8 protein-coding genes and 1 pseudogene are annotated in these 12,227 nt (G+C 63.0%); 7 read left to right on the forward strand and 2 right to left on the reverse strand.

Translation table 11 applies throughout. The features are described 5' to 3' along the window. Positions 1 to 123: 123 nt before the first annotated feature. The 7 genes and pseudogenes from C6571_RS15400 to C6571_RS15425 all read left to right on the forward strand — a co-directional run. A pseudogene (locus C6571_RS15400) lies at positions 124 to 2,142 on the forward strand (oxidoreductase); the annotation flags it as partial. A 96-nt stretch (positions 2,143 to 2,238) separates the two neighbouring features. Then, positions 2,239 to 2,619 (forward strand): nuclear transport factor 2 family protein, encoded by a 381-nt coding sequence (locus C6571_RS20215; protein ID WP_420852929.1) that lies wholly within the window; start codon positions 2,239 to 2,241, stop codon positions 2,617 to 2,619. A gap of 175 nt (positions 2,620 to 2,794) precedes the next feature. Beyond that, on the forward strand, positions 2,795 to 4,345 hold the full coding sequence (locus C6571_RS15405) for a bifunctional aminoglycoside phosphotransferase/ATP-binding protein (RefSeq protein WP_106448279.1): 1,551 nt from the start codon (positions 2,795 to 2,797) through the stop codon (positions 4,343 to 4,345). Between the two features lie 82 nt (positions 4,346 to 4,427). Beyond that, positions 4,428 to 5,240, forward strand: a complete 813-nt coding sequence (locus C6571_RS15410) for a crotonase/enoyl-CoA hydratase family protein (protein WP_106447469.1) — start codon at positions 4,428 to 4,430, stop codon at positions 5,238 to 5,240. 113 nt (positions 5,241 to 5,353) lie between these two features. Next, positions 5,354 to 8,131, forward strand: coding sequence for a type I restriction endonuclease subunit R (locus C6571_RS15415; RefSeq protein WP_106447470.1), 2,778 nt, complete (start codon positions 5,354 to 5,356; stop codon positions 8,129 to 8,131). Positions 8,132 to 8,133: 2 nt separating this feature from the next. Then, complete coding sequence (locus C6571_RS15420; protein WP_106447471.1) at positions 8,134 to 9,531, forward strand: restriction endonuclease subunit S; 1,398 nt, start codon at positions 8,134 to 8,136, stop codon at positions 9,529 to 9,531. Positions 9,532 to 9,614: 83 nt separating this feature from the next. Continuing rightward, positions 9,615 to 10,352, forward strand: coding sequence for an HsdM family class I SAM-dependent methyltransferase (locus C6571_RS15425; protein WP_245901309.1), 738 nt, complete (start codon positions 9,615 to 9,617; stop codon positions 10,350 to 10,352). A gap of 26 nt (positions 10,353 to 10,378) precedes the next feature. On the opposite strand, the gene upp is transcribed toward C6571_RS15425, so the two are convergent. Further along, entirely contained in the window at positions 10,379 to 11,008 is a 630-nt protein-coding gene (upp, locus tag C6571_RS15430) for a uracil phosphoribosyltransferase (RefSeq protein WP_106447472.1), read from the reverse strand. A 211-nt stretch (positions 11,009 to 11,219) separates the two neighbouring features. Continuing rightward, positions 11,220 to 12,197 carry a threo-3-hydroxy-L-aspartate ammonia-lyase gene (locus tag C6571_RS15435; RefSeq protein WP_106447473.1) on the reverse strand — a complete coding sequence of 326 codons (978 nt, stop codon included), beginning with the start codon at positions 12,195 to 12,197 and terminating at the stop codon, positions 11,220 to 11,222. Positions 12,198 to 12,227: the final 30 nt, after the last annotated feature.

Below are 12,227 nucleotides of genomic sequence, written 5' to 3' on the forward strand. Positions count from 1 at the left end.
ACGCAGGGTATCAAACTATAAAGAACTATGCACCCAGTTGCATAAATAAAAGAACGCTCGTACACTTTTGTGCAACTGGTTGCATAGGCGACTGGCTCTCCCCACCTCCACAAGGATTCCGCGATGTCCGCTTTTCCCCTCATGCTGGCGCCCCTTGATCTGGGCTTCACCACCCTCAAAAACCGCGTGCTCATGGGCTCCATGCACGTCGGCCTGGAAGAAGCCAAGGACGGCTTTGCCCGCATGGCAGCCTTTTACGCCGAGCGCGCGCGCGGCGGTGTGGGCCTGATCGTGACCGGCGGCATTGCCCCCAGCGACCGGGCCCGTCCCATGCCAGGCGGCGCCGCCATGACCACGCAGGCCGAGGCGGACAAGCACAAGGTGGTGACGCAGGCGGTGCACGACGCCGGCGGCAAGATCTGCATGCAAATCCTGCACTTTGGCCGCTACGCCTACCACCCCGAACTGGTGGCGCCCAGCGCGCTCAAGGCGCCGATCAGCCCGTTCAAGCCGCACGCGCTGACCAGTGAAGAAGTCGAGCAGACCATCGAGGACTACGTGCGTTGCGCGGCGCTGGCGCAAAGCGCCGGCTACGACGGGGTCGAGATCATGGGGTCCGAGGGCTACCTGATCAACGAGTTCATTGCCCAGCAGACCAACCAGCGCGACGACGAATGGGGCGGCGCGTACGCCAACCGCATCCGCTTTCCGCTGGAAATCGTGCGGCGTACGCGCGCACGCGCCGGCGCCAACTTCATCCTGATCTTTCGCTTGTCCATGCTCGACCTGGTGGAAGGCGGTTCGACCACGGAAGAAGTCATTGAACTGGCGCAGGCGCTCGAAGCCGCCGGCGTCACCATCCTCAACACCGGCATTGGCTGGCACGAGGCGCGCATTCCAACAATAGCCACCAAGGTGCCGCGCGGGGCCTTTGCCTGGGTCACGCAGCAGCTCAAGGGCAAGGTGGGGATTCCGCTGGTCGCTACCAACCGCATCAACACGCCCGAGGTGGCCGAGCAGATCCTGGCGGATGGCATGGCCGACATGGTGAGCATGGCCCGGCCGTTCCTGGCCGACCCCGAGTTCGTCAACAAGGCGGCTGCGGGCCTGTCGGACCAGATCAACACCTGCATCGCCTGCAACCAGGCCTGCCTGGACCACACCTTTGCCGGCAAGATCACTTCGTGCCTGGTGAACCCGCGCGCCTGCCACGAAACGATTCTGGTGATGCAGCCGCTGGCGCGCAAGGACCGTGTCGCCGTCGTCGGCGCCGGCCCTGCAGGCCTGGCGTTTGCCACCGAAGCCGCACGCCGGGGTCTGGACGTGACGCTGTTCGATGCGGCGGCAGAAATCGGCGGCCAGTTCAACATCGCCAAGCAGATTCCGGGCAAGGAAGAGTTCTACGAGACCTTGCGCTACTTCGGCAAGCAGATCGAGCTGACCGGCGTCAAGCTGCAACTGGGCCGCAAGGTGGCGGCGCAGGATTTGCTGGCCGCCGGCTTCAAGCAGGTGGTACTCGCCACCGGCATCGTGCCGCGTGTGCCCGAGATCGACGGCATCACGCACCCCAAGGTGCTGGGCTACCTGGACGTGCTGCGCGACAAGAAACCGGTCGGCAAGAGCGTGGCGGTGATTGGCGCCGGCGGCATTGGCTTTGACGTCTCTGAATACCTGCTGCACCGAGGCGTCAGCCCCAGCCTCGACAAGGCCAAGTTCTTCGCCGAATGGGGCGTGGACACCACCGCTACGCACCGGGGTGGCGTGCAGGCGGCGGAGCTGGGCGAGATTCCGCGCAAGATTTACCTGCTGCAGCGCAAGACCAGCAAAGTCGGCGAGGGCCTGGGCAAGACCACCGGCTGGATCCACCGCACCTCCCTCAAGAACCGCCAGGTCGAAATGATCCCCGGCGTGCAGTACCGCAAGGTGGACGACGCCGGCTTGCACATCACCGTGGACGGCAAAGACAGCGTGCTTGCGGTAGACAACGTCATTCTCTGCGCCGGCCAAGACCCGCAGCGCGCGCTGCAGGCCGAACTGGAAGCCGCAGGCTGCACCGTGCACCTGATCGGCGGCGCCGACAAGGCGGTCGAACTCGACGCCAAGCGGGCGATCAAGCAGGGCACCGAACTGGCGCTGCGCCTGGACACTTCAGCGAAAAAGATCGACGCCCCACAGGCCAAGGGCTTTGCGCAAATGCTTGCGCCCAAAGTGGCAGAGAGCATGGCCAAATGGCACGCCATGATTGCCGAAGCCAACCTGGCCGAGCTGCCCTCCATCCTGCACCCCAAGGCGGTGTTCCGCTCGCCCATGGCGCACACGCCGTACCCCAGCGCGCAGGCGGTGCAGCTCATCCTGGGCACGGTGGTCAAGGTGTTTGAAGACTTCAGCTACCACCGCGAACTCGCCAGTGCCGACGGCAAGAGCGTGGTGCTGGAATTCAGCGCCAAGGTGAACGGCAAGGAGCTCAAAGGCATCGACATGATCCAGTTCGACGACGACGGCAAGATTGTCGACTTCGAAGTCATGGTGCGCCCCATGAGCGGCCTGCAGGCCCTGGGCGACGAAATGGCCAAGCGCCTGGCGCCGTATCTGGCGGCCATGAAGGTCGCCAGGGTGTGAGCACGACAGGGGCGGTGCACGGCGCCTGGCAGCCGCTTGCGGCCCGCTGGCGCATGCTTCGCCCAGGCGCGCTGGCGCTGCCAGAGGCGAGGGTGCGCATGGTGCTGTGCCGCAGCTTCTCGCTTTTTGATAGCTGCCGGTGCATGTGCAGCAAGCGCTGGAGGCTGATTTGACCATGCAAATCCAGGACGAAGCCACGTTGGCGAACCATCTGGCGCTGGTGCTGCAGCAGGCGGGTGGGCCCGTGGCGCATGTGCAGACCCATCTCTCGCACATCCTGCTCACGCCCGGCCACGCCTACAAGCTCAAGAAGTCGATTTGCCTGCCCTTTGCCGATTTCAGCAGCGTGGCTGCGCGGCGCCACTTTTGTGAAGAAGAGCTGCGCCTGAACCAGCGGCTCGCGGCATCGCTGTACCTGGACGTGCTGCCCGTGCTGGGCAGCGTGCAGGCGCCGCGCCTGGGCGCGCCGGGCGAAGCGGCAGACAGCGCCATCGACTGGGTGGTGCACATGCGCCGCTTCGCCAGCGCCAGCGAGGCCGACGCCCTGGTGCGCCGGGGCGCGCTGCAAGCGCCCGAGCTGCAGCGTTTTGCAAAGCGTCTGGCGCAGTTTCATGCCGCCTGCCCGGTGGCGGCGGCCGGCAGTGCGTGGGGCAGCGCCGCCCAGGTGCAGCAGGCCATTGGCGATGTGTTCAAAACCCTGGCCAGCGTGCTGGACGATGCCGCTGCGCCCCGGCTGCAGGCGCTGCGCCCGGTGTTTGCCGGGCTGGAAGGGCGGTGGGCCGAGCGCCAGGCGGGCGGCCATGTGCGCGAGGGCCATGGCGACCTGCACCTGAGCAACCTGGTGCGGCTGGAGGGCGCGCTCACCGCCTTCGACTGCATCGAGTTCAGCCCGGCCCTGCGCTGGATCGACACCCTGGCAGATGCCGCGTTCCTCACCATGGACCTGCATGCCCATGGCCGCTCGGATCTGGCCTGGCGCTTTCTCGATGCCTACCTGAGCGAAACCGGCGACTACGCAGCACTGGCCGTGCTGCGCCCCTACGAAATCTACCGTGCCCTGGTGCGCGCCCTGGCGGCGCGGCTGCGCACCGGGCAAGGTGGGGCGCAGGCGTGCGGGCCTGACTACCTGGCCTGCGCCGAGGCACTGGCCCAGCCCATGCAGCCGCGCTTGCTCATCACCCATGGTCTGTCGGGTTCGGGCAAATCCACCGTCGCCACTGCCCTGTTGGCCCAGGCCGGCGCCGTGCGCCTGCGCTCGGACGTAGAGCGCAAGCGCCTGCATGGCCTGGCGCCATTGGCCGACTCGGCAGCGCGCGGCGCCGACATCTACACGCCCGACGCATCCGAGCGCACCTTCGAGCACCTGGCCGAGCAGGCCCGCGCGCTGTTGCAGGCCGGCTACCCGGTCATTGTCGACGCCGCCTTCCTGCGGCGCAGCGAGCGCGTGCGCATGCACGCCGTGGCGCAGGCGCTGGGTGTGCCCTTCACCGTGTTGCACTGCCGCGCCGGCGAGCTAGACCTGCAAGCGCGTGTACAGAGTCGCCTTGCGGCAGGAGACGACCCGTCCGAGGCCGATCTGGCCGTACTGGCAGCGCAGCAGCGCACAGCCGAACCGCTGACGGTGCATGAGCAGGCACTGGCACTGACCGTGAACACCGATGCCCCGTGGAGCGCAGCAGACATTGAGCGCCAATGGCGGGCGGCCGCGACGGATGTAAAAGTCTGATCGAGTTACTATTGAATTAATAGCTTCTCACGCTTACTGCATAAGCGCTGGACGCCAAAAACACTTGAAACTGGAGCCTTCCATGCAATTTGAAACCCTCGCTGTCTCGCTGCAAGACCACATCGCCACCGTGCGCCTGAACCGCCCGGACAAGGCCAACGCCATGAACGCCGCCATGTGGCAGGACATCCGCCGCGCCTTCCAGTGGGTTGATGAAACCCCCGAAGCCCGCGTCGCCGTGCTGCAAGGCGAGGGCAAGCTCTTCACCGCCGGCATCGACCTGCAAATGATGATGGGCCTGGGTCCGCAGATTAAGAACGACTGCGATGGCCGCACGCGCGAAGCACTGCGCCGCGTCATCCTCGACCTGCAGGACACCCTCACCAGCCTGGAGCGCTGCCGCAAGCCCGTGCTCGCCGCCATCCACGGCGCCTGCATTGGCGGCGGCATCGACCTCATCACCTGCGCCGACATGCGCTACGCGAGCGGCGACGCCTATTTCTCGATCAAGGAAATCGACATCGGCATGACGGCCGACGTCGGCACGCTGCAGCGCCTGCCCAAGCTGGTGGGCGAGGGCATCACCCGCGAGCTGGCCTACACCGGCCGCAAGTTCGACGCGGCCGAAGCCAAGGAAATGGGTTTGGTGAACCGCGTGTTCGAAAGCCGTGAGGCCTTGTACGCCGGCGTGCACGAGATTGCGGCCACCATCGCCGCCAAGTCGCCCCTGTCGATTCGCGGCACCAAGGAAATGATCACCTACGCCCGCGACCACACGGTGGCCGACAGCTTGAACTACATCGCTACGTGGAACGCCGCCATGCTGATGAGCAGCGACTTGACCACCGCGATGACGGCCAGCATGAGCAAGCAGGTGCCGAGCTTCAAGGATTGAGGGCTGGGAGCAGGGCGCCGACCGAAGCAGCCGAGCGCCAATGCTGCTTCAAATTTTGAAGCTGAGTTCCAAGGGCTGATGGCCTTCTAGAATCGCCCGCAGGGAGGTTCAGCATGACGCCAGAGGCAAAAGCCCGGAAAACCATAGACGCACTCTTGCTGTCAGCGGGCTGGCACGTCTGCGGCGTCGCCGATGCGAACATCCATGCGGCCCTTGGCGTCGCCATCCGCGAATTCCCGCTCAACCCTGGTTTTGGCTTTGCCGACTACCTGCTGTATGTCAACGGCAAAGCCTGCGGCGTGATCGAAGCCAAGAAAGAGGGCGCAACGCTGATCGGTGTGGAAGTGCAGTCTGGCCGCTACGCCCAAGGCCTGCCCGCCAGCTTGCCCGCATGGCGCAGGCCCTTGCCCTTCCTGTGGGAGTCCACCGGGGTCGAGACCCACTTCACCAACGGCCTGGACCCCGAGCCCCGCGCACGCAACGTCTTCGCCTTCTTCCGCCCTGAATTGCTGCTGCAGTGGCTGACTTATTTGCAGGCGCCGGCGGGTTCCAATACGGCGCAAGATGCGGCGGGCACCTTCCTCACCCGCATGCGCACCATGCCCAAGCTGGTAACCGAATGGGGCACCGGCGGCGCCAGCTACAAGCTGTGGCCCGCGCAAATCACGGCGATTGAAAACCTGGAGAAAAGCCTTGCCGCCAACAAGCCCAAGGCCTTGATCCAGATGGCCACCGGCAGCGGCAAAACCTTTACCAGCATCGGCTTCATCTACCGCCTCATTAAATTCGGCGGCGCCCGTCGCGTGCTCTTCTTGGTAGACCGAGGCAACCTGGCGCGCCAGACCAAGAAAGAGTTTGACGCCTACGCCTCGCCCTACAACAACTACAAGTTTGGCGAGGAATACATCGTCCAGCACCTGCAAAGCAACCAGATCGACACCAGCGCCCGCGTCGTCATCTGCACCATCCAGCGCATGTTCAGCATGCTCAAGGGGCGCGAACTGCCGGCCGATGCCGACGAAGAAAGCACCGAAGGCATGGAGAGCCTGTTCAAGCAGGCCGACCCCATTGGCTACAACCCCGCCATCCCCATCGAGAGCTTTGACATTGTGGTGACGGACGAGGCCCACCGCAGCATCTACAACCTGTGGCGCCAGGTGCTGGAGTACTTTGACGCCTACCTCATTGGCCTGACGGCCACGCCCAACAAACAAACCTTTGGCTTCTTCAACCAGAACCTGGTCATGGAATACGGCCACGCGCAGGCCGTGGCCGATGGCGTCAACGTCAACTACGACGTGTACCGCATCAAAACCGAGGTGACCGAGGCCGGCGCCAAGGTCGAAAAAGGCTACTGGCTGGAAACGCTGGACAAAGCCACCCGCCGCAAAACCGCCTGGCAGCTCGACGAAGACTTTGAATACGACCCCGCCGAGCTCGACCGCGCCGTGCAAACGCCCGACCAGATCCGCACCGTGGTGCGCACGCTGAAGGACAACTGGAACGTTGACTTGTTCCCCCAGCGCCAGGAGCTGCCCAAAACCTTGATGTTTGCCAAAGACGACAACCACGCCGAGAAGATTGTCGAAATCCTGCGCGAAGAGTTTGGCCGGGGCAACGAGTTCGCGCAAAAAATTACCTACAAAACTACCGGCACCAGCCCCGAGCAACTCATCAAAGACTTCCGCACCGCCTACTACCCGCGCGTGGCCGTCACCGTGGACATGATCGCCACCGGCACCGACATCAAGCCAGTGGAAATCGTCGTCTTCATGCGCAGCGTAAAAAGCCGCAGCTTCTTCGAGCAAATGAAAGGCCGGGGCGTGCGCATCTGCAACCCCACCGACCTGGCCGCCGTCAACCCGGGGGAGGGGGTGAAGAAAGACCATTTCGTCATCGTCGATGCCGTGGGCGTGTGCGAGCGCGACAAAACCGACAGCCGCCCCATGGACCAAAAGAAGAGCGTGGGGCTGGACAAACTGCTGCAAGCCGTCAGCCTGGGCAATGTGGAAGACGAAGTGCTGAGCAGCATCGCCGCCCGCCTGGCGCGGTTGGACCGCGATGCATCAGACGCCGACAAGGCCAAAGTGCAGGAGCTGAGCGGCGGCAAAACCCTGCGCGACCTGGCGCGCGGCATTGTGCAAGCGCTCAACATCGACGCCACTCAAGACATGTCGCCCTTTGAGGCCGATGCGCGGCTTAGAGACGCAACCAAGCCTTTCAGTACGCCCGCTTTGCGCGAGCAGCTATTGAAAATGAAGCAAAAGGCCGACCTGGTGATCGACACCGTAACGCAAGACAGCTTGATCAGCGCCACTTTTTCCGAGGGTAGCGACCGCGCAGCAGAACTGGTGCAAAGCTTTGAGGCCTTCATTGCCCAGCACAAAGACGAAATCACTGCGCTGCAAATTTTGTACAACAGGCCGACCCGCGCGCCGCTCAAGTTTGAAGATGTCAAAGCGCTGGCCGACGCCCTGCACGCGCCGCCCCACCTGATGGACGAAGGCGCCCTGTGGCAAGCCTACGCCGCCATTCGAAAAGACAAGGTCAAAGGCGCCAGCCAGCGCCGCCTGCTGACTGACCTCGTCAGCCTGGTGCGCTTTGCCATGCAGCAGACCAACGAGCTGGTGCCGTACCCCGAGCGCGTGCAGGCCAACTTCAAAGCCTGGCTGGCGCAGCACCAGCAGCACAACCCCCAACCGTTCACGCAAGAGCAACAACACTGGCTAGAAATGATCCGCGACCACATCGCCGCCAACCTCGGCATTGAAATTGACGACTTTGAATACGCCCCCTTCAACACCGAGGGCGGCCTGGGCAAGGTGCACCAGCTCTTTGGCGCGGCACTGCCCAGGGTGATTGAGGAAATGAATCGGGAGTTGGCGGCGTAGTTATGGCACTTACCGTTTCTTTAGATGACATCGTTGCCGGTGGAAATTCGCTTCTTGCAGCCAAACCTCATTGGGAACGAGTTCGCCTGGGTGACGTCGGGCAAGTACTGAATGGCTACGCGTTCAAGGCTGAGCTCTTTACCCGGGATGGCGGCATGCCGCTCATTCGCATTCGCGACGTGGGCAGTCCGGCTTCCGAAACTTTTTACTCCGGCGACTTTGATGAGCGTTATGTCGTGAGCGCTGGTGACCTGCTCGTTGGCATGGATGGTGACTTCAACTGCGCACGCTGGCGCGGTCCACTCTCGTTGCTCAATCAGCGGGTTTGCAAGATCACGGTCGATGAAGCCCTGTACTTGCCGCGCTTCCTCGATTACGTCCTGCCGGGCTACTTGAAGGCAATCAACGACGCAACGTCGTCCATCACGGTGAAGCATCTTTCATCGCGGACGATTCAAGATATTCCGTTGCCGCTGCCACCGTTGGACGAGCAGCGCGAAATCGTCGCCGAACTCGAAAAACAATTCTCCCGCCTCGACGAAGCCGTCGCCAACCTCCAGCGCGTCAAAGCCAACCTCAAACGCTACAAAGCCTCCGTCCTCAAAGCCGCCGTCGAAGGCCGCCTCGTCGAAACCGAAGCCAGCCTGGCTCACCGCGAAGACCGCACCTACGAAACCGGCGAGCAGCTTTTGCAGCGGATTCTTGAGGAGCGGCGGACGAAGTGGGCGCTTAAGAAAAAGTATGTTGAGCCTGCAACTGCTGAACGCTCATTGATTGAGAGCGTCCCAGAAGGGTGGGCAGAGGCGTCTGTGGAGCAAATTTCGCAGCTCGTGGAATATGGCTCGTCCTCAAAAACCTCTGATGACCTGACAGGTATCCCCGTTCTTCGAATGGGCAACATCTTTGAAGGTGAGCTGCGCTTTGACGAATTGAAGTACCTGCCCAGCGATCACGAGGAGTTTCCTAAGCTCCTATTGAAAGATGGCGATCTGCTGTTCAACCGAACCAATAGCCCTGAGTTGGTTGGGAAGGTCGCAGTATTCCGCTCAAAGCCAACCAACTACTCCTTTGCGTCGTACCTAATTCGCGTTCGCACGCTTGCTGGTGCATTGCCCGAGTTTTTGGCGGCATACATCAATTCGAGTTTTGGAAGGCAATGGGTCAAGAGTGTTGTCACGCAGCAGGTGGGGCAAGCCAATGTCAATGGAACAAAGCTGCAAGCACTTTCGGTTCCACTGCCGCCATTCCCCGAGCAAACCCGAATCGTCGCCGAAGTAGACCGCCACCTGTCCATCATCCGCGAAGTCGAAGCCGAGGTCGATACCAACCTCAAGCGCGCGCAGGCGCTGAGGCAGTCGACGCTGGCGAAGGCGTTTGGTGTTGAGGGCCGCCAGATATGACAAAAAGCGCGGCTGAAATGCTTTTCGCTGCAAAAGCAATTGACGACATAGCGTTGTTTGCAGCGCTCTTTGCACCTCTTGAGTTGCACGCAGCATTCGAATCAAACCCGCCTTTTGGCAAGAAGAGCAGCACCGTCATCGTGGGGGAAGACGGCCGCACCAGCACCGAAAAAGACACCATTGAGCGCGATGATTTCTGGGCCACCACCAGCAACAAGCAGCTCAACTTTGTGCAGCACATCAAGACCCTGCTCAAAACCCACGGTCGCGCGGCAGTGGTGCTGCCAGACAACGTGTTGTTTGAAGGCGGCGCGGGCGAAACCATCCGCAAAAAGCTGCTGCACGAGTGCGATGTGCACACGCTGCTGCGCCTGCCTACGGGCTTGTTCTACGCGCAGGGTGTCAAGGCGAACGTACTCTTCTTCGACAAGAAGCCCGCGAGCGAGTCACCGTGGACCAAGCAGTTGTGGATCTACGACTTGCGCACGAACAAGCATTTCACGCTCAAGACCAACCCGCTGCGCCGCGACGATCTGCAAGAGTTCGTGAACCTCTACAACGTCAACAACCGCCACCAGCGCCAGGCGACCTGGTCGCCCGAGAACCCGGACGGTCGCTGGCGCGCCTACAGCTACGAAGAGCTGATCGCGCGGGACAAAGCGAGTCTGGATATTTTTTGGCTAAAGGACGATTCACTCGCCGACAGCGACAACCTGCCCGCACCGCGCCTGATTGCGCTGGAGATTGTGGAAGACCTGCAAGCGGCGCTGGCGCAGTTCAAGCTGATTGCCAGCGATCTGGGGGAAGTCGTTGAAGAGTGACGCGGTAGCCGGCTGAAGTGCGTCGCCTACTTGGTCCCAAAAATCCGGTCTCCCGCATCCCCCAGCCCCGGCAGGATGTAGCCGTGATCGTTCAACTCACGGTCGATGGCTGCGGTGTAGATCGGCACGTCGGGATGCGCCTTTTGCATCGTGGCAATGCCTTCGGGTGCGGCCAGCAGGCAGACGAACTTGATGGAACGGGGTTTCAACTTCTTCAGCCGGTCAATCGCGGCGCAAGCCGAGTTGCCGGTGGCCAGCATGGGGTCGACGACGATGATGTCGCGTTCCTCCATCTCGGACGGCATCTTGAAGTAGTACTCCACGGGTTGCAGCGTGGCCGGGTCGCGGTACAGGCCGATGTGGCCCACGCGCGCGCCGGGAATCACGTTGAGCATGCCGTCCAGAAAGCCATTGCCCGCGCGCAAGATGGAGACCAGCACCTGCTTCTTGCCGTCGATGACCTTGCCGGTCATGGTCTCCAGTGGGGTCTCGATCTCGATGTCCGAGAGCGGCATGTCGCGCGTCACCTCGTACGCCATCAGCGTTGAGAGTTCGCCCAGGAGGTGGCGAAAGCTGTTGGTGCTGGCGTCTTTGCGGCGCATGAGGGTGAGCTTGTGCTGCACCAGGGGGTGGTCAATGAGGTGGACGTTGCTCATGGGATATGGGAGGAATAGGGACGTTAAGTGATGGATTTCACGTTCTTGAGGACCCGCTACCTATGACGCAGGCGCGGCACCAGCCAGGGCTCCCGCGCAAGGGCCCAAGCCGGCCGCGCCGCCCCGCCGCGCTGGGAGCGTCAATCCTCCCGAATCGCGCAGCGATTCGAGAGAGGGGGGAAGGCGCGAAGCGACTCAGGGGGGAGTTCATTCAATCAGCCAGGAAGCGGGCGTAGCGCGCCAGGTCGACGTTGCCGCCGCTGACGATGATGCCCACGCGTGTGCCGCGAATGTCGCAGCCACTGTGGCGGGCGCCGGCCAGTGCCAGCGCGCCGGTGGGTTCGACGACGATTTTCATGCGCTCGGCAAAGAAGCGCATGGCTTCCATCAGTTGCGGGTCGCTGGCGGTGACGATGCCTTCGACGCTCTGCTGGATGATGTCGAATGCCATCGGCGAGAGGGCGGTGGCGCGGGCGCCGTCGGCAATGGTGCTGCGCGGCAGCGCGATTTCCACGATTTCCCCGCTGGCGAGCGACTGCTGGCCGTCGTTGGCCACCTCGGGCTCCACGCCGTAGACGCGGCACAGCGGCAAGGCGTCTTTGGTGGCGAGCAGGCTGCCGGCCAGCAATCCGCCGCCGCCGACGCCGACAAAGAGCACATCCAGGCGCGGCACTTCGTCAATGAGTTCCAGCGCGGCCGTGCCTTGGCCGGCGATGACGTCGAAATGATCGGACGGCGGCACCAGCACCATGCCACGTTCTTTCGACAATTTGTGGCTGATCGCTTCGCGGTCTTCGGTCAGTGGGTCGTAGGTGACAACTTGGGCGCCGTAGGCACGGGCCGCAGCCATCTTGGACGAGAGCGCGTCGTGCGGCATAACGACCAGCGCTGGCATATCCAGCATGCGCGCCGCCAGGGCAATCGCCTGTGCGTGGTTGCCGGCCGAAAACGTGAGCACGCCGCGCTCGCGCTGCTCGGGCGAGAGCTGCGCCAAGGCGTTGTAGGCGCCACGGAACTTGAAGGAGCCGCCGCGCTGCAGGCTTTCACACTTGAAAAATACTTGCGCGCCCAGCATCGCGTCGGCCGTGCTGGAGCGCAGCACCGGCGTGCGGTGCGCAATGCCGCGCAGGCGCTCGGCGGCGGCGTGCACGTCTTGGGCCGTGGGCAAGTCGAGGTCGGGCCAACTCATGGTGCGCTCCGACCGCAGGGCGTTGAAATA

The organism is Simplicispira suum, from assembly GCF_003008595.1.
GTDB classification, from domain to species: domain Bacteria; phylum Pseudomonadota; class Gammaproteobacteria; order Burkholderiales; family Burkholderiaceae_C; genus Simplicispira; species Simplicispira suum.